The organism is Bacteroides muris (ex Fokt et al. 2023) (assembly GCF_024704895.1).
Lineage (GTDB): Bacteria > Bacteroidota > Bacteroidia > Bacteroidales > Bacteroidaceae > Bacteroides > Bacteroides muris.
Genome location: NZ_JAMZEE010000007.1, coordinates 1 through 22,554 on the forward strand (window position 1 = coordinate 1; position 22,554 = coordinate 22,554).

The 22,554-nt window shown below is 45.1% G+C and carries 23 protein-coding genes and 1 pseudogene; 9 read left to right on the forward strand and 15 right to left on the reverse strand.

The window, feature by feature from the left end:
• Nucleotides 1–41: 41 nt before the first annotated feature.
• The 3 genes from M1B78_RS04230 to mfd all read right to left on the reverse strand — a co-directional run bounded on the left by M1B78_RS04230 (nt 42) and on the right by mfd (nt 4,573).
• Nucleotides 42–827: a HepT-like ribonuclease domain-containing protein gene (locus M1B78_RS04230; RefSeq protein WP_257939978.1), complete on the reverse strand. Its 786-nt coding sequence runs from the start codon at nt 825–827 to the stop codon at nt 42–44.
• Nucleotides 805–1,101, reverse strand: a complete 297-nt coding sequence (locus M1B78_RS04235) for a nucleotidyltransferase family protein (protein WP_257939979.1) — start codon at nt 1,099–1,101, stop codon at nt 805–807. Before M1B78_RS04235 ends, M1B78_RS04230 begins: the two co-directional genes overlap by 23 nt.
• An 82-nt stretch (nt 1,102–1,183) precedes the next feature.
• Entirely contained in the window at nt 1,184–4,573 is a 3,390-nt protein-coding gene (gene mfd, locus M1B78_RS04240; RefSeq protein ID WP_257939980.1) for a transcription-repair coupling factor, read from the reverse strand.
• A gap of 652 nt (nt 4,574–5,225) precedes the next feature.
• On the opposite strand from mfd, the gene M1B78_RS04245 reads away from it, so the two are divergent.
• The 6 genes from M1B78_RS04245 to M1B78_RS04270 all read left to right on the forward strand — a co-directional run bounded on the left by M1B78_RS04245 (nt 5,226) and on the right by M1B78_RS04270 (nt 10,826).
• Entirely contained in the window at nt 5,226–5,969 is a 744-nt protein-coding gene (locus M1B78_RS04245; protein WP_136011443.1) for a polyprenol monophosphomannose synthase, read from the forward strand.
• 64 nt (nt 5,970–6,033) lie between these two features.
• Nucleotides 6,034–7,380 (forward strand): dihydroorotase, encoded by a 1,347-nt coding sequence (locus M1B78_RS04250; RefSeq protein ID WP_257939981.1) that lies wholly within the window; start codon nt 6,034–6,036, stop codon nt 7,378–7,380.
• 26 nt (nt 7,381–7,406) lie between these two features.
• The gene (locus M1B78_RS04255; protein WP_257939982.1) at nt 7,407–8,333 is read left to right on the forward strand and encodes a vitamin B12 dependent-methionine synthase activation domain-containing protein; all 927 of its coding nucleotides are present in this window, start codon (nt 7,407–7,409) and stop codon (nt 8,331–8,333) included.
• A gap of 213 nt (nt 8,334–8,546) precedes the next feature.
• The gene (locus M1B78_RS04260; protein ID WP_136011446.1) at nt 8,547–9,032 is read left to right on the forward strand and encodes an RNA polymerase sigma factor; all 486 of its coding nucleotides are present in this window, start codon (nt 8,547–8,549) and stop codon (nt 9,030–9,032) included.
• Nucleotides 9,033–9,036: 4 nt separating this feature from the next.
• Nucleotides 9,037–9,663 (forward strand): hypothetical protein, encoded by a 627-nt coding sequence (locus tag M1B78_RS04265; protein ID WP_257939983.1) that lies wholly within the window; start codon nt 9,037–9,039, stop codon nt 9,661–9,663.
• Nucleotides 9,651–10,826: a metallophosphoesterase gene (locus tag M1B78_RS04270; RefSeq protein WP_257939984.1), complete on the forward strand. Its 1,176-nt coding sequence runs from the start codon at nt 9,651–9,653 to the stop codon at nt 10,824–10,826. The genes M1B78_RS04265 and M1B78_RS04270 overlap by 13 nt, the downstream gene beginning before the upstream one ends.
• Here the strand turns inward: M1B78_RS04270 and M1B78_RS04275 are convergent.
• From M1B78_RS04275 to M1B78_RS04295, 5 genes are all read right to left on the reverse strand, one after another.
• Nucleotides 10,812–11,075 (reverse strand): hypothetical protein, encoded by a 264-nt coding sequence (locus tag M1B78_RS04275; RefSeq protein WP_257939985.1) that lies wholly within the window; start codon nt 11,073–11,075, stop codon nt 10,812–10,814. The two genes, M1B78_RS04270 and M1B78_RS04275, sit on opposite strands and share 15 nt — an antisense overlap.
• Nucleotides 11,076–11,081: 6 nt before the next feature.
• Entirely contained in the window at nt 11,082–11,933 is an 852-nt protein-coding gene (locus tag M1B78_RS04280) for a DUF1573 domain-containing protein (RefSeq protein WP_257939986.1), read from the reverse strand.
• Between the two features lie 11 nt (nt 11,934–11,944).
• Nucleotides 11,945–13,036, reverse strand: a complete 1,092-nt coding sequence (locus M1B78_RS04285) for a 6-bladed beta-propeller (protein ID WP_176469460.1) — start codon at nt 13,034–13,036, stop codon at nt 11,945–11,947.
• A 120-nt stretch (nt 13,037–13,156) separates the two neighbouring features.
• The gene (locus tag M1B78_RS04290) at nt 13,157–13,381 is read right to left on the reverse strand and encodes an NVEALA domain-containing protein (RefSeq protein WP_257939987.1); all 225 of its coding nucleotides are present in this window, start codon (nt 13,379–13,381) and stop codon (nt 13,157–13,159) included.
• Nucleotides 13,382–13,733: 352 nt separating this feature from the next.
• Complete coding sequence (locus tag M1B78_RS04295) at nt 13,734–13,964, reverse strand: NVEALA domain-containing protein (RefSeq protein WP_136011568.1); 231 nt, start codon at nt 13,962–13,964, stop codon at nt 13,734–13,736.
• 94 nt (nt 13,965–14,058) lie between these two features.
• On the opposite strand from M1B78_RS04295, the pseudogene M1B78_RS04300 reads away from it, so the two are divergent.
• Nucleotides 14,059–14,610, forward strand: a pseudogene (locus tag M1B78_RS04300) (metallophosphoesterase); the annotation flags it as partial.
• Here the strand turns inward: M1B78_RS04300 and M1B78_RS04305 are convergent.
• From M1B78_RS04305 to M1B78_RS04330, 6 genes are all read right to left on the reverse strand, one after another.
• The gene (locus M1B78_RS04305; protein WP_136011449.1) at nt 14,596–14,859 is read right to left on the reverse strand and encodes a hypothetical protein; all 264 of its coding nucleotides are present in this window, start codon (nt 14,857–14,859) and stop codon (nt 14,596–14,598) included. The pseudogene M1B78_RS04300 and the gene M1B78_RS04305 sit on opposite strands and share 15 nt — an antisense overlap.
• Before the next feature lie 6 nt (nt 14,860–14,865).
• Nucleotides 14,866–15,768 carry a DUF1573 domain-containing protein gene (locus tag M1B78_RS04310; protein WP_257939988.1) on the reverse strand — a complete coding sequence of 301 codons (903 nt, stop codon included), beginning with the start codon at nt 15,766–15,768 and terminating at the stop codon, nt 14,866–14,868.
• A complete protein-coding gene (locus M1B78_RS04315; RefSeq protein ID WP_257939989.1) occupies nt 15,744–16,919 on the reverse strand; it encodes a 6-bladed beta-propeller in 1,176 nt (391 codons plus the stop codon). The genes M1B78_RS04310 and M1B78_RS04315 overlap by 25 nt, the downstream gene beginning before the upstream one ends.
• A 301-nt stretch (nt 16,920–17,220) precedes the next feature.
• Nucleotides 17,221–17,523, reverse strand: a complete 303-nt coding sequence (locus M1B78_RS04320) for an NVEALA domain-containing protein (protein WP_257939990.1) — start codon at nt 17,521–17,523, stop codon at nt 17,221–17,223.
• A 352-nt stretch (nt 17,524–17,875) separates the two neighbouring features.
• Entirely contained in the window at nt 17,876–18,106 is a 231-nt protein-coding gene (locus M1B78_RS04325) for an NVEALA domain-containing protein (protein ID WP_136011568.1), read from the reverse strand.
• Between the two features lie 142 nt (nt 18,107–18,248).
• Complete coding sequence (locus M1B78_RS04330; protein ID WP_257939991.1) at nt 18,249–19,277, reverse strand: winged helix-turn-helix domain-containing protein; 1,029 nt, start codon at nt 19,275–19,277, stop codon at nt 18,249–18,251.
• A 283-nt stretch (nt 19,278–19,560) separates the two neighbouring features.
• Between M1B78_RS04330 and M1B78_RS04335 the strand changes: the two genes are divergently transcribed.
• Complete coding sequence (locus M1B78_RS04335) at nt 19,561–20,319, forward strand: lysophospholipid acyltransferase family protein (protein WP_136011427.1); 759 nt, start codon at nt 19,561–19,563, stop codon at nt 20,317–20,319.
• An 81-nt stretch (nt 20,320–20,400) separates the two neighbouring features.
• Here the strand turns inward: M1B78_RS04335 and M1B78_RS04340 are convergent, their stop codons facing one another.
• On the reverse strand, nt 20,401–21,150 hold the full coding sequence (locus M1B78_RS04340) for a DUF4369 domain-containing protein (RefSeq protein WP_136011426.1): 750 nt from the start codon (nt 21,148–21,150) through the stop codon (nt 20,401–20,403).
• Between the two features lie 134 nt (nt 21,151–21,284).
• Here M1B78_RS04340 and M1B78_RS04345 point away from each other — a divergent pair, with 134 nt between their 5' ends.
• Entirely contained in the window at nt 21,285–22,520 is a 1,236-nt protein-coding gene (locus tag M1B78_RS04345; RefSeq protein WP_257930758.1) for an anaerobic sulfatase-maturation protein, read from the forward strand.
• Nucleotides 22,521–22,554: the final 34 nt, after the last annotated feature.

Consider the following 22,554-nt stretch of genomic DNA (forward strand, 5'->3'; position numbering starts at 1 on the left):
ATAACTGTAAATTTCAAGTTTGCCACAAAGGTATATTTATATTAAATCAGCGTCAAGGCGGAAAATAGGACGTTTACAGGAGCAAAAGGACATGGAATGTTTTTCTTCATTTCATAAAGAAACAAGCCATAATCATCTAAGGAACTACATTTTTCTTTTGTTATCAACTCATGTTCTTCATGTACAGTTAATCCACTTCTATCATTAAATATATTTTCTCTTTGCTGAAAAACATTTTTAATTATTCCAAAGTTTTTTAATTCTATTTCGCCTAAATATCTCTCCAAGTCATCTATTCCATCCAATTCAATTAGAACTTGATTCTGACAATTTACACAACGATAGTTATCCCTTCTTTTAATCTCCTCACATTTTTTCTTCCACTCCACAGCATTCAATTTATCCTTATAGACTTCATTTGTACCAGATGTGATGACAGAGCAAGATAATTCTTGAATTAAATAACGAATAGCCTCCAAAAGAGAAGATAACTCACCATGGACAATACCGAATATTTCTTCTGCATCAATATTAAAATAATGATGGGCTATAATATCCCGGACTCCCATTACATTACTCCAAGGTATCTGAGGATAATTGATTAAGACCTTTTTCTCTGTTACTTTATCAAAGCCTTTCAAGCTCTCCCCTATTGCAATGAGTAACATACAAACCGCATCCAACTTTTCCATGCCAGCAGGAGACAAAAGAAAGTCATCCACACTATGGATATTCACAGTTCTTTCCTGCAAACGTATAATCGCCTGCTCAATCTGCTTCAGAATACCCAAAGCTACTTCTCTTTTATAGAGAGATAAGGATTCCATCTTTTTCTATCTGTCGTCTGAGAAAATCATTCATATTTTTATGGAAGCGAACAACATCCACCGGACAGCCTAATTGTTCCTCTAAAAACTTCTTTAGTTCTACATGCAAAAACAAATTAGGCTTCATATCTACACAAACATCCACATCGCTATCCTCTTTTTGTTCATTACGGGCTACAGAACCAAAGATACGCAAAGAAGTAACCCCAAAATATGAACGTAGCACGCCACTACATTTCCTTATTATTTCGATATGTTCATTTAAGGATCTCATACGACATTTTTTTGGTCGTACAAAGTAAAAAAGAATATTCCAATAAAACAAATATGCAGTAGTCTTTCTTTCCGGTACCCGTTCACCCCTCCACCTGCATTGCCACTACCTCCTGCAACACACAGACTGCTTCTTCCACCGTCCTGACATCCTTCACCAGCATACTCCGTTTGTTGTTCTGTTCGCGCAGGTCACAACGCTTGGTGCACTTCATCATGTAGGCAATGACCTTACCGAAAGCCTGGCTCTGATAGTACAGGCTGTCCGGATTGGACACAAAGAACAAAGACATGCGCCCACCTTTCAAAAAGACTTTCTCCACGCCGAGGCGGGCAGCCAGACGGCGCAAGGGAACGATGCGCAGCAATTCTTCTGTTTCAGGAGGAATCGGGCCGAAGCGGTCTTCGAGACGGGAACGGAAAGCATCCACATCCTTATCGAGCGTCAATCCGTCCAACTCGCGATAGAGCAGCATGCGTTCGCTGCTGCCGGTCACATAGTCGGCAGGCAACAAAAGTTCAAGGTCACTTTCCACTTGGCATTCATCAACAAACTGTTCTCCACTGATGACGCCTCCGTCCGCTTTCAGTTCGTCGGCATAAAGGTCGGCAAATTCATCGGTCTTCAGTTCGCGTACGGCTTCGGAGAGAATCTTCTGATAGGTTTCATAGCCCAAGTCGGCAATGAAGCCGCTCTGCTCGGCACCAAGCATATTTCCCGCACCGCGGATGTCAAGATCTTGCATGGCAATGTGGATGCCACTGCCCAGGTCGGAGAAGTTCTCGATGGCTTGCAGGCGCCGTTTTGCTTCGGGAGTAAGGGAAGACAATGGCGGTGCCAGCAAGTAGCAGAAAGCTTTCTTGTTGCTGCGCCCCACACGTCCGCGCATCTGGTGCAGGTCACTAAGGCCGAAGTTCTGCGCCTGGTTGATGATGATGGTATTGGCATTGGGTATGTCGATGCCGCTCTCGATGATAGTGGTGGCAAGCAGCACATCGTAGTCGTAATTGACGAAATCAAAGATTATCTTCTCCAGCTCGGCCGGTTCCATCTGCCCATGGCCAATGCAAACGCGGCAGTCGGGAATGTGGCGCTCTATCAAGGCTTTCAGTTCGACGAGGTTGGAAATGCGGTTGTTCACGAAGAAGACTTGGCCGTTACGACTCATCTCGAAGTTGACGGCATCAACAATAACTTCCTCGTTGAAGGTATGCACTTCGGTCTGCACGGGATAGCGGTTGGGGGGCGGAGTCTGGATGACACTGAGGTCGCGGGCACCCATCAGCGAGAACTGCAAAGTGCGGGGAATGGGTGTAGCGGTCATCGTCAGAGTATCGACATTCACTTTGAGCTGACGGAGTTTCTCCTTGACAGACACGCCGAACTTCTGCTCTTCGTCGATGATGAGCAGGCCGAGGTCTTTGAATCTGACGTCCTTGCCCAAAATGCGGTGCGTGCCGATAAGGATATTCACTTCTCCCTCGGCAAGGCCCTTGATGGCAGCCTTTGCCTGAGCGGAGGTACGGGCACGGCTCAGATAATCCACCCGGCAGGGCAAGCCTTTCAAACGTTCCTTGAAGGTCTGGAAATGCTGGTAGGCAAGCACAGTGGTGGGCACGAGCACAGCCACCTGCTTATTGTCCGCCACTGCCTTGAATGCGGCACGCACGGCTACCTCGGTCTTGCCGAAACCCACGTCACCACACACCAGACGGTCCATCGGGCGGGCACTCTCCATGTCAGCCTTCACGTCGGAAGTAGCCTTGCTTTGGTCGGGGGTATCTTCGTAGATGAAAGAGGCTTCCAATTCCCGTTGCAGGAAACTGTCGGGACTGTATTGGAAACCTTTTTCCTCGCGACGTTGAGAGTAAAGCTTTATCAAGTCGCGGGCAATATCCTTTATCTTCGTCTTGGTGCGGTCTTTCAGTTTCTCCCAGGCTCCGGTGCCGAGCTTGTTGAGGCGGGGGGATTCACCCTCCTTCCCCTTGTACTTGGAAACCTTGTGCAGGGAGTGAATGGAGACAAACACCACATCTTCATTCTGATAGACAATCTTCATCACCTCCTGCGTAGAGTCGCCGTTAGGAATACGCACCAGTCCGGCAAAACGCCCCACACCGTGGTCGGTATGCACCACATAGTCGCCGGGAGTAAACTGATTCAACTCTTTCAAACTCAAAGCCACCTTGCCGCTGCGTGCCTTGTCACTCTTCAAGTTGTACTTGTGAAAACGGTCGAACAGCTGATGGTCGGTAAAGGCACAAATACGCAAAGTGTCGTCGGCAAACCCTTCGTGCAATGTCCGTTCTACGGCAGTAAAAGATATGTTGTCTCCACGGTCTTCAAAGATGGCACGGATACGGTCGGTCTGTTTCAAGCTGTCACTGCATATGTAGATGGTGTACCGGCGGGAGAGGTATTCTCGGAAACTCTCTGCCACCATGTCGAAGTTTTTATGGAAGATGGGCTGTGCCGCAGTATGGAATGAGACGGTAGCATCCGGCGTTCCGGTGGGCTTGTTGCCGAACTCCATCCGGCGGAAATCGAGGGCGCGCAGGGTGAACTCGCCACCATCAATCAGCTTGCCTTCCAGCATGATGGCTCCATTTTCCTCCGACTCACGGGCGGCGATGGCCTGTGGGGTGAGCGATTCGTCGTGCACGGTCTGGATGCGTTCGCGCAGCCAAAGGAAATCGCGCATGGCCAGCACGCTGTCCGACGGAAGGAAATCGAGGAACGACACCATGCCGCCGCTTCCCCCTTTTTCCAGGCTATGGCTCAAGTCGGGAACTATCACGATGCTTTCTTTCTTCTCCTTCGAAAGCTGTGTCTCCACCTCAAAAGTTCGGACGCTTTCCACCTCATCGCCGAAGAAGTCTATACGGAAGGGATATTCGGAAGAGAAGGAAAAGACGTCGATAATACTGCCACGCACGGCATACTGTCCCGGCTCGTAGACGTAGTCCACATATTCGAAACCGTAACTGCGCAACACGTCCGTCACGAAGTTCATGTCTACCCTCTCTCCTGCATGCAGTTTCAGTGTATTGTCTCCAAGTTCTTTACGTGAGACAACCTTTTCGGCCAGCGCATCCGGATAGGTCACCACGCAAAGCCCCTCTTCTCCTTTTTGCAGGCGACTCAGCACTTCTGTGCGGAGTATTTCGTTTGCCGCATCCTTCTGCCCGTACTTGATGGCACGACGGAACGAGGAAGGAAAAAACAACACCTGCTCCGTCCCCAATACCTGCGTCAAATCATGATAGAAATAACCGGCTTCCTCCACATCGCCCAGAATGAAAACGAGCGGACAGGTAGCCCGCTGAACCAACACAGACGAAAACAAAGAAGCGGCAGAGGCACATAAACCTCCGCAATACAGATGACGGACAGAGTTATCTTTCAGAAGCCTGCACACCCCCTCTACATTGGGATGGGAGGCATAAGATTGTTGCAGTTCGGTTATATTCATTGCTTTGCGCTTTTTCCCCGGTATTGTCCCTTACGAGGTACCCTACCGAAATAAATCCGGTGCAAAAATACACAAATAATCTTTAGCTTTGGCCAGTCGGCAACCATGTTCTCCGAAATAATCTTTCCGCTTTCAGCCTGCACATCCTTCACCTTTTCCTGTATCGTCCTTTTTATCAGAGAGAAGCGGTGAAACTTCTTTCCCTCCAATTATGAATAACATAGCCTTCACAATCCCTATTCAGGAGTTATGTTACACAAAGTTTATCCCCAGCCTGCGAACATGTATCCCAAGGTTTGGTCTGTCTATCCCAAGGCTTGGGATAGACAGACCAAGACCGGAGAACTCTCTTTACGCCTTTATCTGCCAACTTTCCCCTTTATACTTCGGAAGTTTTTCGCAAATAGTTTGGATGTATTTTGTTAATGATTGAGACGGGAATGACTGAAGATTGAGACTAAAGTTCAAAGTCAGGCATACGGTTCTTTCATTCAACCTGCATCCCTCATAGTCAGGAGCCAGAAGGAGCTACACTAATGAAAGAGTCGTGACGCCAGAACTTTGCAAAATCAAGATTTGTGTGAAAATGCTGCCAGATAAAAAAGAAATGTATTACATTTGTTCCCAATTATAACCCCCATTACCAATAAGTATGCAAACATCAGACAGCATTGTCATCATCCCCACCTACAATGAACGGGAGAATATAGAGAATATCATCCGTGCCGTTTTTGCTCTGGAACATGGCTTTCACATCCTTGTCATTGAAGACGGTTCGCCCGACGGAACGGCAGACATCGTCAGAACCTTACAGCAAGAGTTCGCCGGACGCCTCTTCATGGTGGAGCGCAAAGGAAAGCTGGGATTGGGAACAGCCTATATAGCCGGCTTCAAGTGGGCATTGCAACAAGACTATGAGTATATCTTCGAAATGGATGCCGATTTCAGCCACAATCCCCAAGACCTGCCTCGCCTCTACCGGGCCTGCTCCGAAGAGGGTGCCGATGTAGCTATCGGTTCACGTTATGTGAGTGGTGTGAACGTAGTGAACTGGCCCATGGGACGTGTACTGATGTCTTATTTCGCCTCCAAATATGTACGTTTCATCACCGGGCTGCCCATCCATGACACTACAGCCGGATTTGTATGTTACCGCCGCCAAGTATTGGACACTATCAATCTGGACGGTATCCGCTTCAAAGGATATGCCTTCCAGATAGAAATGAAATTCACCGCCTACAAATGCGGCTTCAAGGTAAAGGAAGTACCCGTCATCTTCATCAATCGCGAACTGGGCACCTCCAAAATGAACAGCAGTATCTTTGGTGAGGCTGTATTCGGAGTGATTCGGCTGAAATGGAACAGTTGGTTTCATAAATATCCTACTGTACGATAAGGCGATGAAGCGATAGTATAGAATGATAAAATGAAGAGGTGACAAGCTTTGAATATAATAAGGTATGAAAAGAACATTGATACATAACGCAACGATTGTCAACGAAGGACAATCCGCGAAAGGTTCCGTAGTGATAGAAGACGGGCGCATTGCGGAGGTGCTGACCAACCGGAAGCCCCTCTCCGCACCTTGTGACGAAACCATAGATGCCACCGGATGCTATTTGCTGCCGGGCATTATCGACGACCATGTACATTTTCGCGACCCGGGACTGACCCACAAGGCGGACATCCTCACAGAAAGCCGTGCGGCGGCCGCAGGAGGTGTGACCTCCATCATGGATATGCCCAATACCACCCCGGCAACCACTACGCTGGATGCCCTCAACGCCAAATTTGACCTGCTGAACGAGAAGTGTATCGTAAACCATTCGTGCTACTTCGGTGCAACAAACGACAATTACAGCGAGTTTGGCAAGCTGGACAAGCACCGCATCTGTGGCATCAAGCTATTTATGGGTTCAAGTACCGGAAACATGCTGGTAGACAAGATGAACAGCCTGCTGAACATCTTCAACGGTACAGACATGCTGATTGCCGCCCACTGCGAAGACCAGGAAACCATCAAGAACAATCTTACCAAGTATAAGGAAATGTTTGCCGGAGAGAATGATATTCCCATAGGCAAGCATCCCTACATCCGCTCTTCGGCAGCATGCTATGCATCCTCTGAACTGGCAGTACGGCTGGCAAGGATTGCCGGTGCACGGCTGCATATTCTGCATGTGTCCACAGCCAAGGAACTGCAATTATTCAACGACTATTCACTTTCCGAGAAGCATATCACCGCCGAAGCATGCGTCGCCCATCTCCTCTTCACGCTCAGTGATTATCGCACGTTGGGTACACGTATCAAGTGCAATCCTGCCATTAAGAAGCAAGCCGACCGCGATGCTCTGCGTGCCGCCGTCAACTCCGGCCTGATAGACGTAATAGCCACCGACCATGCGCCCCATCTGCTCTCCGAAAAAGAAGGAGGTGCCTCGAAGGCCATGTCCGGCATGCCGATGATACAGTTTTCGCTCGTCAGCATGTTGCAACTGGTGGATGAGGGAGTATTTACACTCGAGACCATCGTTGAAAAAATGTGCCATGCTCCCGCACAAATTTACCGCATCAACGAGCGCGGCTATATCCGCGAAGGCTACCGGGCAGACCTTGTGCTGGTACGCCCCGATGCCCCGTGGGAAGTGACAGCCGACAAAGTTTTGAGCAAATGCGGCTGGAGCCCATTGGAAGGGCATACCTTCAACTGGAAAGTGGAAAGGACTTTTGCCAACGGACATCCCGTTTATAGTGACGGCATGGTGGACGACGCTTATCGTGGCGAGGAACTGAGATTTGGGGAGTGAAGGCTAGGAATTAAGGATTAAATGGGATGAAAAGGACAATACTGGCACCGGGGCATGAATTGCTTTCGTATCGGATTCATGAAGTAACCCCTTACATCAACTGGATTTATTTCTTCCATGCCTGGGGCTTCCAGCCTCGCTTTGCAGCCATTGCAAACATTCATGGCTGCGATTCCTGCCGTGCACTTTGGCTGACGACCTTTCCCGAGGAGGAACGTACCAAAGCTTCCGAAGCCATGCAGCTCTTCAAGGAGGCAAATAGAATGCTCGGCCGACTGGACGAAACAATCTCCATCCATTGCATCTTCAGGCTTTGCCAGGCAAATGCAGACGGAGATAACCTCTTGATAGAAGGAACAACCTTCCCACTGCTCCGCCAGCAGACACCCCAACCCGATGGCAGTCCATTTCTCTGTCTGAGCGATTTTGTACGTCCCCTCTCTTCGGGCACGCCCGACATCGTAGGACTTTTCGCCTCCACCATCAGTGAAGAGGCCGAAGAGACTTATAAAAGCGACCCTTACAAACATCTCCTTGTACAGACTCTGAACGACCGCCTTGCCGAAGCCGCCACAGAAAAGATGCACGAATATGTCCGCAAGGAGGCTTGGGGGTATGCCCCCGACGAATCCTTGTCCATTCCGGATCTGCTGGTCGAGAAATACCAAGGCATCCGCCCCGCCGTGGGCTACCCTTCCCTACCCGACCAGTCCGTCAACTTCCTGCTGGACGACCTGCTCGGCATGAATCGGATAGGCATCACATTGACGGAAAACGGAGCCATGCACCCTCACTCCTCCGTCTGTGGCATGATGCTGGCACATCTCGCATCCCGATACTTTTCAGTGGGCAAGATTGGAGAAGACCAGCTGGACGACTACGCCCGCCGCCGGGGAATGCCGATAGAGAATATGCGGAAATTCCTGGCAGGAAATATAGAAAGCGCATCATAATGCCGATAATTCGGTACATTGGAAAAAGAGCACACAGATGACACAGATTAAACAGACCTTCACTGATAATTCTGTTCTTCATGAATTCCTCACCTGTAGTCATCTGTCTCGGCTGTATCATCCGTGTGCCAAAGAAAAAAATCCTTTTGAACTGTGATTTATCGCCCTTTTCCGCGACTAACAGTGCAAAAGCAACTCGAAAGAAGCGAAAAGATGGAAAATGCAGAACAAGAGTTTGTATCCGTGATACGGGAGTATGAGCGCGTGATATATAAAGTGTGCTATCTGTACACCACTCCCAACGCTACCCTCAACGACCTGTATCAGGAAGTGGTACTCAACTTATGGAAAGCATTTCCCAAGTTCCGGCGGGAGTGTAAGATTTCCACATGGATATACCGTATCGCACTGAACACGTGCATCAGTTTTATCCGAAAAGAAAAGAACATCCCCGAAATCGTTACCCTCACCCAAGAGACCGACCGGACTGAAGAAACCGACGAGACACAAGCCATGCTACGGCAACTCTACCGGATGATAAACCGGCTGGGACAATTGGAAAAGTCCATCATCCTGCTCTATCTGGAAGAGAAAAGCTACGAAGAGATTGCCGAAATCACCGGGCTGACCCTGACTAACGTTGCCACCAAGCTCAGCCGCATCAAGGATAAACTGAAAAAAATGAACAAGGAGGAATAAATATATGGAACTGGATGAACTGAAAAAATCATGGAACGCACTGAATGAACAGTTGCAGAAAGAACCGATTGCGGATGAAAAGCAGATTACGGAACTGATTGCCGGCTACAAGGCAAATACCCACAAAAGTCTGCGACGCCTCGTAGCCATACAACGATTCTCTATAGGAGTAGGCACGATATGTCTGGCTGCCCTTCTTCTTATATGGCTGCTACTGCCCACCTTCGGTTTCAACGAACTACTGCAAGCAAAGATTGTTCCTTTTTTAGGGTTCATTGCAATCAGCATTCTCGTAGGCATGTGGTGGGACTGGAAAACATACCGTTGGAACAAGAATACACATATTGAGGAAATGGGTGTTGCCGAAGTCAGCCGCCGCACGACCACTTTCCGCCAATGGACCAAATATGAGATAATAGTCGTCTCCATTTGGATTGTCCTTTTCAACATCCTTAATTATTGGGCGATGGAATACCATCTGATGTCCATCGGTGTGCAAGCCATGCTGATTACCCTCTTTGTAGTATTTGATGCGTTGATTATCTATATTCTCTACAAAAGGGTGATTTACAAACATCTGGACCATATTAAAAAGAACATTGAAGAATTGAAAGATATATGCACCGAGTAACTCTTGTTTTCATCCTTTTCCTTCTCATCCCCGACCTCTACATTTATCTGGTTTACGTAATAAGAAAAACCAGAAAGGCTTTTCTACGTGGCCTCTATTGGCTTCCCACCTTATTGCTGGCGGCAGGTTATGTCTACTTCATGTTCCTTACGGGCGACAACGCGATGTCAAACCATACGCAAGCTATAGGCAGACTGGCAATTACCATCATGCTGTTTGTTTTTCCCAAAACCATATTCATGCTCTGCTCGCTGGTGGGAGTACTGGCGCACTTCATCATCCGCCGTTGTCCCCGCAGTCCGTTCACTGCTATAGGAGCGGTTCTGGCAATAATCAGTTTCCTCAATATACTTTACGGGACTTTGGCCGGCATAACCCGTTTTGACATAAAAGAGGTGGAATACTGTTCTGCCGATATTCCGAAAGGTTTCGACGGCTACCGCATAGTACAGCTATCGGACATACACATCGGCAGCTGGCAAGGCAATCCGGAAGCCATCAAACAGCTGGTCGATTTGGTCAACAGGCAGAAGCCGGACCTGATTGTCTTTACCGGTGACCTCGTGAACCAGCAGAGTCATGAACTGGATGGTTTCCAAGAAATACTCTCCCAACTGCACGCACCGGACGGAGTATACTCCATCCTCGGCAACCATGACTATGGTTCATACTATCACTGGCAAAGTGGGAAAGCAGAAATTGCCAATCTGGACTATTTAATCCGGCAGCAGCAAGCAATGGGATGGAAACTGCTGAACAATGAGCACGACATCCTTCATCACAAAGGTGACAGCATAGCCCTTATCGGCGTGGAAAACGACGGTGAGCCTCCTTTCTCCCAATTTGCAAACTTGCCACAAGCCATGCAGGGCACGGAGGGAATGTTCCAAATACTGCTCAGCCATAACCCTACGCACTGGAGACGTGAGGTACTGCCCCAATCGGACATTTCACTGATGCTTGCAGGACATACCCATGCTATGCAAAGCATCTTGTTCGGACACTCCTTTGCCGAACTTATCTATCCGGAATGGAGAGGGATGTACTACGAAGGCAAGAGGGCTTTGTACGTAAATATTGGCATCGGCTATGTAGGACTGCCGTTCCGGTTCGGGGCATGGCCGGAAATCACGGTACTGACGTTAGTGTCAATGCCAGATTAATTCACCCGGCCCCGTTCCTCCATCCCACACGTTCACCATCTCAGATGTGCCACAAACCACTGCATGCCATTCTCCCACAAGAAGACCCGCTCCTCCCTGCCTTTCATAGCGGGAAAGCACCTGTTTCAGTTCCCCACTATTGTCTCCCGCAAAGTCCAGCACTTCCTCTATGCGTCGGTCTTCATCCGAAGTGCAGCCGGACAGCAGAAACAGTAAACAAATGCCTGCCAATAATATTCCTCTCAACATATCTTCCTATTTTGCATTACCACTTATTTTCAACCGTATCGGAGAAGCATCTGCATTACAATAGACGGTTATCGTCTTGCTGAGGTGTCCGGGATGGTCAGCCTTGTAGATGACATGCAGACGCAGGCTGTCACTGGGGTTGACAGGTTCTTTGGAGTAATCTACAGAAGTGCAACCGCAGGAGGTGGTAACATCCGAAATAAACAGAGGTTTATTACCCATGTTCTTCAAGGTAAAAGTTGCTTTTCGCTCTTCCTGCCAAGCGAAATCTCCCAATGAGGCAGCGGTTTTATCTATGTCGACCATAGTGTTTAGCACGTTACTTTCATTGATACTTCCTATTTTTTCACCTTGGATGATTTTCAGATAAAGTTCTTTCACTTTTGGGTTGTGGATGGGATTGCCGATAGCAAGCACTTTATTATCTTTATCCAACAAAAAAGTCCTAAATTTTTCATCTTCAGGAAAATGATTTAACTGGCAAAATAAATTTTGCACATCAAACACAATTGGTAAATTAAAAGCATCCCATTTCATTTTATAATCCAAGTCCTCAGTTCTTCGGGTTTGCAAAAAAAACAAAAAAGCAACCTTCTTATCAACGGAATCAACTTGCTGCTTCATCCCCATCCAATCCCTCAGATTTAATTTACAACTAAAGCACTCTGCAGAATCAATATAAGTAACAATCTTATAATCCCAATTGACATCTTTTACCACAGAATCTATTACATCCAAATCAGGAAAAAGGATTTCGCGTCCTTCCCATTTTTTCAATAATTCTAAAATCTTCCTATCGTTTTGATGCTGACATGAAGAAAAGACAAAAAGAACAAAGAGAAAATAAAAACATTTCATTTATCAAATACTTAATTCAATTTACTAAATTTCAAAACAAAGCCATCATTCCTAACAAACTGATTAACAGAATCAGGAAGTTCTTCATTCTCTGAATCTATATATGAAATTATAGTACCATTTGAATAACCACAGCCCACTCTCCTATCAATATCAGAGATTGCTTCACCCATATAGCATTTTTTTAATCGATAGTCTATCACAAAAGGCTTCGTTTGCCGATGTTGCCATATAAAGCCAATGATGTACTTATCTGTCACAGCTAATATTTTACGTATCAAGCAATAATTATCATAATTTTTCAGCTTGGTTTCTATATCAATTTTATCCTGATTAGGAACATTATCCTTACCAAAATCTATAAAAAAGACTTTTTCCAGTTCCCCCTTACGAGATAAGATATAAATATTATTATCTATCGTTTGATTATAAGCCAACTGACTACCTGCATCTGCAAACGTATAATTAGAAATCCAGTAAGCAGGATCAACAAATCTATCATAATCCAAATAAGTTTGACCAATTTTTCCCTTCTTATCCACCAATGCTATTTTATGCCCGGCTCCATCCCCTCGATTCCACGAAGAAAGCCCTAAAAGCAATGAATCATTATCCAAAGTTGCCAATATATCCGCTTCAAACGGTAACATACATTCTTCTACACACTCATAATCATTATTATATTGCAGCATTTTATTTAATCGTCCGTCCAGCACATATACATTCCCATTAGCATCCACATCAAAATCCGATAAATTGACATACTCTTTTGGTCCCTGCCCACGTATACCTACTTGTGCCAAATAATTCCCCATACAATCATATACTACCAATGAACGCATACGGGTATCTGCTATATAAATTTTATCATCTACCACTTTCATTTTGTCTATTCTACCTAATAGTTCTTTCACATTACCACTCTTCAACAAGACATATTCAGATTCTTTTTCATCTAAAATTTCCGACAAAACTCTCATTTCTAATGTAGTAAAATCTATCACTTCCATTGGAACAGATAAATGATTTTTTCTTTCTTTATCACATCCCCCTGCACCCAGTGCCCAAAGTACTAATATAAAAACAACATACTTCAATTTCATACGATACATAAATTAAGCATTATAAACTTGTCTCGCAAAATAACAGTGAATAAAATTTTCAATAAGATTCCTCGCCTTAAACGACCAAGAACCTTATTGAAAACAGTTCATACCAACAGGCTATTGGCAGCCTGATAGATCTTTACAATTAACCGTATTGGTAGATTGACATTCCCCGTTTGACTTAGGTCCTCCACATGGTGCTGCTCCTTCAGAACCAGCCAATGCTTCTACATTAGCCTGCATCAAATCTGACACACCTTCTGTTTTCTGATTTGCATAAACCCCATAACCGGCAACAGCAGCAACTGCTGCAACAAGTGTTATTTTAAAAATCTTATTCATTTTAGCTTTTCTTTTAAATTAATTATAAAACAATATTTACCCCGTATCTATCCTTTCAACGGAACAGCAAACGCATTGCTTATTCTAACTAAATCACTATCTTTGCCAAAACCTCCTTTCCGGGGTGGGTTACGGAACGGACGGTGCGAATGGGCCAACAAAGCGTTAGCCGTCCGCTCCTCTCCATCACCTTTTTATATTTTCTATTTCGATTACGGAACAAGACGCTGTCCAGCCACACAGCTTTCCTTTTCAACTTGATAGCCTGGGGGATTTCCGTAAACGACAAGGATTCCCACAGGTTTCAACGTACAAGAGAAAAGGGAGAACAGCGACAAACTAATGAGACAGACTAATAACAAATATACACATGTTCCACTCCTCCTTTTGTAATGGGGCAAACGATTGAACCACTCCCTACACAGATAGTTGTATTTCCGCTTTCATCGGCAGCCAACGCTTCGATGTTTTCCAATAGCAAATCGTCTAACTTTTCTGAGTGATTGATTCGGGTATAGCCTAAAAACGAAAGGAGACAGACAATAGCCATCGTTCCTACTAATTTTACTGTAAAGTTTTTCATTGCATTTTATTTTAGTTATGGAAACAAAGGAAAAAGAAAGATTGGAAAGCACCAACTAAATGGAAAACAAATATACAGCTACGGGGCGTGAAAAAAAATTCACGCACCGGACGGAGTATATTCTATCCTCGGTAACCATGACTATGGTTCATACTATCACTGGCAAAGTCCGAAAGCAGAAATCGCCAATCTGGACTATTTAATCCGGCAGCAGCAAGCAATGGGATGGAAACTGCTGAACAATGAGCACGACATCCTTCATCACAAAGGCGACAGCATAGCCCTTATCGGCGTGGAAAACGACGGTGAGCCTCCTTTCTCCCAATTTGCAAACTTGCCACAAGCCATGCAGGGCACGGAGGGAATGTTCCAAATACTGCTCAGCCATAACCCTACGCACTGGAGACGTGAGGTACTGCCCCAATCGGACATTTCACTGATGCTTGCAAGACATACCCATGCCATGCAAGGCATTTTATTCGGACATTCCCTCTCCGAACTCATCTATCCGGAATGGAGAGGGATGTACTGCGAAGGCAAGAGGGCTTTGTACGTAAATATTGGCATCGGCTATGTAGGACTGCCGTTCCGGTTCGGGGCATGGCCGGAAATCACGGTACTGACGTTAGTGTCAATGCCAGATTAATTCACCCGGCCCCGTTCCTCCATCCCACACGTTCACCATCTCAGATGTGCCACAAACCACTGCATGCCATTCTCCCACAAGAAGACCCGCTCCTCCCTGCCTTTCATAGTGGGAAAGCACCTGTTTCAGTTCCCCACTATTGTCTCCCGCAAAGTCCAGCACTTCCTCTATGCGTCGGTCTTCATCCGAAGTGCAGCCGGACAGCAGAAACAGCAGACAAATGCCTGCCGATAATATTCCTCTCAACATATCTTCCTATTTTGCATTACCACTTATTTTCAACCGTATCGGAGAAGCATCTGCATTACAATAGACGGTTATCGTCTTGCTGAAGTGTCCGGGATGGTCAGCCTTGTAGATGACATGCAGACGCAGGCTGTCACTGGGGTTGACAGGTTCTTTGGAGTAATCTACAGAAGTGCAACCGCAGGAGGTGGTAACATCCGAAATAAACAGAGGTTTATTACCCATGTTCTTCAAGGTAAAAGTTGCTTTTCGCTCTTCCTGCCAAGCGAAATCTCCCAATGAGGCAGCGGTTTTATCTATGTCGACCATAGTGTTTAGCACGTTACTTTCATTGATACTTCCTATTTTTCCACCTTGGATGATTTTCAGATAAAGTTCTTTCACTTTTGGGTTGTGGATGGGATTGCCGATAGCAAGCACTTTATTATCTTTATCCAACAAAAAGGTTTGAAACATTAAGTCTGAAGAAAAATGGTTCAACTTGTTCAAACTATCTTTTTCATCAATACAAACCGGATAGCCAAAAGTTTCACGCCTTAAAATAAACTGCATTTCTTTCAACCGACGCGTACCCATAAAAAACAAAACCGGAACTTTTTTCTGTTCCAAATAAACAAGAAATTCCTTCCAAGCAGGAAACTGTGCTTTGCAACTGACACAACCCATTGAGTCTAAATAAGAAAGTATCTTATAAGGACTATCAAACAGCATATCCACTGTATCTTTACCAAACAGAGTAAATACATTTTTTTGAGGAAATAAGATTTCACGATCTTGCCAATATAACACCTGTTCATTAACAACTCCCTTCCTTTGACATGAAAAGAAACACATACATACCACAAAAAACAGTATCACAACTCTCACCATATTCCTTGAGCTATCAATCATTTTTCCTTCATATGAAACCACAATAAAACCATATTATCTTCTTCATTGAACTGTTTCGCAATATCAGCAGCCTTTTCACCCACCCATTCGGTCCACTGCACTGCATCATAATGTTCACGTGCCACCACTATATCATTTGGATATACATACCCTATCAGAGCGTGTCCCTCTACACCTACCAGATTAGAAAAAGGGAAAATTGACAAGACATCATTACGCACAACCGAACTTCTGATGCCTTCTTTTCTTCTCAACGAATAAAGGCACTGATATTCCTTATGGTGATTAGCATACGCAAAATACACAACATCATCAGTAAGCAAATACTTTCCCGGAAAAAAATAGTACCCACTACTGCTACTTGCCTGTTTATATTCATTCCAATTCTTATCCAGCAACAAGTTCTCCGGCACCTGCCTGTCACCAAAATCCAGAAAAAATGCCAACCGGCACGTTCCGTCATCATCAATTTCGTATATCCTGCCGCTATACGGAGAATGATAATATAACCTGCCGTTCAACTCGCTAAAATTATAATCGCTAATTATACTCGAATATTTTCCGCGCTCACGATAGAATCCGCGTTCCTTAATGACAAACAAACTATCTGTCCGGAAGATGGAATAATCTTCTATGGAAGCCAAATGCTGATTATCTGCATCCAAAGTACAAAATACGAAGTTATCCTCTGAAAAACGATGGAACCGAAGGCACAAGAACGGAAGCCTACAAGAACGAAGATACTTCCCATTCAATGTATAATAAATAAAACGACTCGTAAACTGGTCATATACAATCACCAGGCTATCTGTCACTACAAAATCTGTCGGTTCAGCATATTCCTCAGGAGCTTCCCCAAATGTGCCTATATTTGTCAGAAATTTCCCCTCCATAGAAAATTTCTTTATAGACTTCGACTTGTATCTGTCTAACAAGTAAATGGCATCTTTCCTACAAACGACCTTATTTATCGCTCCCAATAAAGCCTCCTCACGATTGTCAAGGCTGAGATAAGTAATAGAATCCACCCACGAAGATACATGCAGCCTTTCTTTCAAATCGCAATCTGCGACAACTATTGTATCAACAGCAGAGCCCTTAACAGGCATATCCCGAACATCACGTTCTATTTTTTCCGGCACTACATCTGAAAAAATACTTAAAGGTTTCACCTTATCAGTTTTACAACTTCCCAATGCTGACAAAAAGAATATGTATAAAATAAAATATCTCATTTTAACTAAGTTAAGTAATTTCTTATCAGAGAAACCGGACCAAAATTTTTCATGTATTGATTCTCTGATTGCGTGATTGATTTGTTTACACAACAAGCACAAACAGAAGTTACTGATTATCAATTATTATATTTTGATACGACCATCTTGATTTTCACAAATAAAACTTATAGAATCTGCCATTTCATATCAAGACATGACCTGCCTTGATATGAAATCTCAAAAACAGCAATCATTTTCAACAGCCTGCCGGAGAAAGACAAGTGCCGCTACCTTTTCCACACACATCTGCTTCATAAGTAGTAGTTGTCGTATCTACAATAATATAGTCAAAACCTACTGTTCTGACGCAAGTTATTCTATATGTTTTCCAATTAGTACCTATCGGTCCTATTACATATCCCTCATTGCTGCCTGCCAATGCTTCCACATTAGCCAACATTAAATCAGACATTGCTTTTTCATTCTGATTTGCGTAAACCCCATAACCGGCAACAGCAGCAACTGCTGCAACAAGTGTTATTTTTAAAATCTTATTCATTTTAGCTTTTCTTTTAAATTAATTATAAAACAATATTTACCCCGTATCTATCCTTTCAACGGAACAGCAAACGCATTGCTTATTCTAACTAAATCACTATCTTTGCCAAAACCTCCTTTCCGGGGGGGTACGGAACGGACGGTGCGAATGGGCCAACAAAGCGCTAGCCGTCCGCTCCTCTCCATCACCTTTTTATATATTTTCTATTTCGATTACGGAACAAGACGCTGTCCAGCCACACAGTTTTCCTTTTCAACTTGATAGCCTGGGGGATTTCCGTAAACGACAAGGATTCCCACAGGTTTCAACGTACAAGAGAAAAGGGAGAACAGCGACAAACTAATGAGACAGACTAATAACAAATATACACATGTTCCACTCCTCCTTTTGTAATGGGGCAAACAATTGAACCACTCCCTACACAGATAGTTGTATTTCCGCTTTCATCGGCAGCCAACGCTTCGATGTTTTCCAATAGCAAATCGTCTAACTTTTCTGAGTGATTGATTCGGGTATAGCCTAAAAACGAAAGGAGACAGACAATAGCCATCGTTCCTACTAATTTTACTGTAAAGTTTTTCATTGCATTTCATTTTAGTTATGGAAACAAAGGAAAAAGAAAGATTGGAAAGCACCAACTAAATGGAAAACAAATATACAGCTACGGGGCGTGAAAAAAAATTCACGCCCTACAACAAAGAATTAAGTACATGGTAAACAATAACTTATATCAATATAACGATTTGATACCCTTCCCTCTCCGGCACAAAACAAATTTGAACGGAACCATCTGCCTTAAACATCTTTTTCAGTAAACTGATTGCTTTCCGGCGGCGCGCATCTAAATTCAAATCCTCTAAATGCCAACCGCAAATGGCGGCAATCTCATCATTGGTCAAAAAGAAATCGGGTGCCTTGGCAAAACCAAGCAACAACTTGGCGGCTTGCGGCGTGCAGTTCATAGTACCTTCTTCATGAATCAGCGTATGGCACACGGCATCAAATATATATTCGCCAAACCGAAAGACTGTTTCCGGCACCTTCGGAGTTTCTTCCTCCTTATGCATCCGCAACCGGACATAAAACACCAATCCTGCCAACAGCACGAGTAAAAAGAAAACGGACAACAGCCGCAATAAGGAATCGGTCCAATCCACGTAACGCCGAAAATCAAGTTGCATATAAGCTGTCAACTTCATTGTGTACATGCCATCCAAGTAATAAGTGCCCAAATCGTATTGCAAGGCCCTGACAGACTCTTCTCCCGCAAACGATTCCTGACAAACAGCTTTTCCCAAGGGATTGACTTTAAGAAAAAGTGCACATGCGACTCTGCCATACCGGACATTCATTTCATCCTCCCACTCCAGACAAATCTTTTCCAATGGGAATTTTCCACAATTGTTCAGCATATTGGCTTTACCTCCTAGTGTCTCTAATGGAAACAACCCCCGCGCTTCTTTCAATGAATCTACCTCTACTTCAAGTTCACCAGTCTCCGATATTGATTTCCGTTTAGCATACTTTTTGCCATCATCAGATTTAAACACATAACACATCTCCAACTTATCAAATTCCCGGTTTATCACCCGTTCTGCAACATTGCGCAGTGTTTGTATCGCCACTTCCCTTGCCTCACCCTGCCCCTGACGGGCATTATCACACCACACTGCTCCCCAAGAAAGCGCCACTACCGCAATGGTACCTATCCATATCATCAGGATATTCTTATTATGTTTCCTTACTTTTTCCATATCTTGCAAAGATAAACATTTTCCCTGCCAATTCTACAAATGCACAAATATTTGCCTCACGGCTTTTCATTTAAACCACATCCTTCAAACACCTTCATCTTTTCCTCAATCGTCCTATCCATCGGCTTTTCCCGTAAAACTTCTTTTATTCGCACTGTCGCATCCCACGATTGAAATATCCTAATCTTCGCCTATCATCGGCCACACACGAAAAATTCAGCAGAAAACAAACAAGTAGTGAATGATTATGTATATCTTTGCAAAAACAACAATGACAACACCCATGAAGATACTTTATTCTATTTATCAGGTATGCTTCGCACTGCCTCTCCTGCTGATACTGACTATCCTTACAGCATTGGTCACCATCATCGGTTCGTTGACAGGAGGAGCGCATATCTGGGGGTACTATCCCGGTAAAATCTGGTCACAGCTCATCTGCTATATCCTGCTTATCCCGGTGGAGGTGCATGGAAGGGAGAAACTGCACAAACATACTTCTTACGTGTTTGTGCCCAATCACCAAGGTTCCTTCGATATATTCCTGATATACGGATTCCTGGGACGGAACTTCAAATGGATGATGAAGAAGAGCCTGCGTAAAATCCCGTTTGTCGGTAAGGCATGCGAAAGCGCAGGACATATCTTCGTCGACCGTTCCAGCCCCAAGAAGGTGCTTGCCACCATGCGGCAGGCAGAATCGTCTTTGAAAGACGGCGTGTCACTGGTAGTTTTCCCCGAAGGGGCACGTACCTTCACGGGACACATGGGTTACTTCAAAAGAGGCGCTTTCCAGCTGGCGGATGAGCTGCAACTGGAAGTGGTGCCCGTCACGATAGACGGCTCGTTCGAGATTCTTCCACGTACCGGAAAGTGGATACACCGCCACCGGATGATACTGACCATCCATGAGCCTATTCCTCCCAAAGGGAAAGGGGCAGAAAACATCAAGGCAAGCATGAACGAGGCTTATGCGGCAGTGGAGAGCGCATTGCCGCATAAGTATAAAGGGATGGTGAAGAACGAAGACCAGGACAGATAAAAGCATAATGATAAACGGGAATGCCTGAATATCTTGATAGGATATTCAGGCATTCCCGTTTATCATTATGCTCATTCTTATTTATTTCTGTCCTCCTGCAGAAGCATTTTGCTTCATGCGTTTCTGCTCTTCAATCAACTGCATGTTTTCCTTCGCCTTCGTAAGGTAATCCTTCACCAGTTTGTCTTCTTTAAAAGACAAGGGAGCAGTCCTCATGATGTCCTCAATCTGCGGAGTCATCACCGGATAGGGCAACGTGCTGCACATCATCATAAATACGCTTGGTCCCAGCACGTTCTCAAAGTTATCTACGATGAACTGACGGACGTAGTCGTTCATCTCCTTCACAAGTGTTTCGCCCTCCTTTGCCAACTGTCCATGCACATCATCCAGATTGACACCGTCCAGCACCATACGCGCCTCTTTCCGCTCCAGCTCCTCTATCTTCACTTCCAAGGAATTGCGTTTGTCTATAAACTCATACAGTTTGTCATTCAAAGGAGTCCCTTTGGCAATCAACTGGGTATTGGAGATGGAAATCACAATCTTACCGTCTTCCAGCACCAAAGGCATAATACCCTCGTGGTCCATATAAAGAGTCACCATCATCACGGAATCGGCCCGCCCCTTCATCTTGAAATGTCCATGGATGACCTCTGCCGAGTCAACGTTCACCCATTGTCCGTCCTGAAGCGTCTTGAGAAACAACATCTTTCCGTCAAGGCTGGCCACCGAAGAACTGCCCTCTATCTTATACTTGCGGTTGCAAGAAGTAAAAAGCACAAGCAAGAGCAAAAAGGGCAAAATGCGGTTCACACTCATTCTAATCATGCAAGAAACTATTTTTGAATTACACCCGGCAAAGGTATTAATATTCCTTATAAACCAAATAGAAAGAAAGGATTTTTCATTCGGTTTACGTATTTTTGCACAAATATAAATTATAAAACATAAAGGAAATACACATGTCAACCTATGCACCTTTTGCTAAACCGCTCTACGTAATGCTGAAACCGGTAGGTGCGGTATGCAACCTGGCATGCGATTATTGCTATTATCTGGAGAAATCCAAACTATATAGAGATAACCCCAAGCATGTAATGAGCGAGGAACTTCTGGAAAAGTTCATCGAGGAGTACATCAACTCACAGACTATGCCCCAGGTATTGTTCACTTGGCACGGCGGAGAGACACTGATGCGTCCGCTCTCTTTCTACAAACGAGCCATGGAACTGCAAAGGAAATACGCCAACGGACGCACCATCGACAACTGTATACAGACCAACGGCACGTTGCTCACCGACGAATGGTGCCGGTTCTTCAAGGAGAACAACTGGCTGGTGGGTGTCTCCATAGACGGGCCGCAGGAGTTCCATGACGAATACCGGAAGAACAAGCAGGGCAAGCCCTCTTTCGTCAAGGTGATGCAGGGCATCAACCTGCTGAAAAAGCACGGTGTGGAATGGAACGGAATGGCAGTGGTCAATGACTACAACGCCGACTATCCGCTGGATTTCTATAACTTCTTCAAGGAGATAGGATGCCATTATATCCAGTTTGCCCCCATCGTGGAGCGCATTGCCCCCCACGAGGACGGACGCCATCTTGCCTCTCTGGCAGACAAGGAAAAGAACACACAGCTGGCGGACTTTTCCGTCACTCCGGAACAATGGGGAGATTTTCTCTGCACCTTGTTCGACGAATGGGTGAAGCAAGATGTGGGCACTTACTACATACAGCTGTTCGACTCTACCCTTGCCAACTGGATAGGCGAACAGCCGGGTGTCTGTTCCATGGCAAAGACTTGCGGACATGCAGGTGTCATGGAGTTCAACGGAGACATATATACGTGCGACCATTTTGTTTTCCCCGAATACAAGCTGGGCAATATCCATCAGCACACACTGGTGGAGATGATGTACGGCGAACGGCAACAAGCTTTCGGGCTGATGAAGCAGCAATCACTCCCCACTCAATGCAAGGAATGCGAATGGCTGTTTGCCTGCAACGGCGAATGTCCCAAGAACCGTTTTGCACGCACAGCCGACGGGGAGCCGGGGCTGAACTACCTTTGTGCAGGATATCATAAATTCTTCAGTCATGTGGCCCCATACATGGACTTCATGAAGAACGAGCTGATGAACCGGCGCCCGCCTGCAAATATTATGGAAGCAATAAGAAACAACGCCATAAAGCCATAAGACAACAGCAATGGCAATGAAAATCAGGAACATT

Coding starts and splice junctions, on each gene's coding strand:
- M1B78_RS04325 (WP_136011568.1), bottom strand. CDS start 18,106: ATGAAAAACTTTACAGTAAAATTAGTAGGAACGATGGCTATTGTCTGT.
- M1B78_RS04265 (WP_257939983.1), top strand. CDS start 9,037: ATGGAACTGGATGAACTGAAAAAATCATGGAACGCACTGAATGAACAG.
- M1B78_RS04230 (WP_257939978.1), bottom strand. CDS start 827: ATGGAATCCTTATCTCTCTATAAAAGAGAAGTAGCTTTGGGTATTCTG.
- M1B78_RS04345 (WP_257930758.1), top strand. CDS start 21,285: ATGTCAACCTATGCACCTTTTGCTAAACCGCTCTACGTAATGCTGAAA.
- M1B78_RS04255 (WP_257939982.1), top strand. CDS start 7,407: ATGAAAAGGACAATACTGGCACCGGGGCATGAATTGCTTTCGTATCGG.
- mfd (WP_257939980.1), bottom strand. CDS start 4,573: ATGAATATAACCGAACTGCAACAATCTTATGCCTCCCATCCCAATGTA.
- M1B78_RS04305 (WP_136011449.1), bottom strand. CDS start 14,859: ATGTTGAGAGGAATATTATCGGCAGGCATTTGTCTGCTGTTTCTGCTG.
- M1B78_RS04280 (WP_257939986.1), bottom strand. CDS start 11,933: ATGAAATGTTTTTATTTTCTCTTTGTTCTTTTTGTCTTTTCTTCATGT.
- M1B78_RS04340 (WP_136011426.1), bottom strand. CDS start 21,150: ATGATTAGAATGAGTGTGAACCGCATTTTGCCCTTTTTGCTCTTGCTT.
- M1B78_RS04330 (WP_257939991.1), bottom strand. CDS start 19,277: ATGGAAAAAGTAAGGAAACATAATAAGAATATCCTGATGATATGGATA.
- M1B78_RS04285 (WP_176469460.1), bottom strand. CDS start 13,036: ATGAAATTGAAGTATGTTGTTTTTATATTAGTACTTTGGGCACTGGGT.
- M1B78_RS04320 (WP_257939990.1), bottom strand. CDS start 17,523: ATGAATAAGATTTTAAAAATAACACTTGTTGCAGCAGTTGCTGCTGTT.
- M1B78_RS04235 (WP_257939979.1), bottom strand. CDS start 1,101: ATGAGATCCTTAAATGAACATATCGAAATAATAAGGAAATGTAGTGGC.
- M1B78_RS04270 (WP_257939984.1), top strand. CDS start 9,651: ATGCACCGAGTAACTCTTGTTTTCATCCTTTTCCTTCTCATCCCCGAC.
- M1B78_RS04290 (WP_257939987.1), bottom strand. CDS start 13,381: ATGAATAAGATTTTTAAAATAACACTTGTTGCAGCAGTTGCTGCTGTT.
- M1B78_RS04275 (WP_257939985.1), bottom strand. CDS start 11,075: ATGTTGAGAGGAATATTATTGGCAGGCATTTGTTTACTGTTTCTGCTG.
- M1B78_RS04250 (WP_257939981.1), top strand. CDS start 6,034: ATGAAAAGAACATTGATACATAACGCAACGATTGTCAACGAAGGACAA.
- M1B78_RS04335 (WP_136011427.1), top strand. CDS start 19,561: ATGAAGATACTTTATTCTATTTATCAGGTATGCTTCGCACTGCCTCTC.
- M1B78_RS04295 (WP_136011568.1), bottom strand. CDS start 13,964: ATGAAAAACTTTACAGTAAAATTAGTAGGAACGATGGCTATTGTCTGT.
- M1B78_RS04260 (WP_136011446.1), top strand. CDS start 8,547: ATGGAAAATGCAGAACAAGAGTTTGTATCCGTGATACGGGAGTATGAG.
- M1B78_RS04245 (WP_136011443.1), top strand. CDS start 5,226: ATGCAAACATCAGACAGCATTGTCATCATCCCCACCTACAATGAACGG.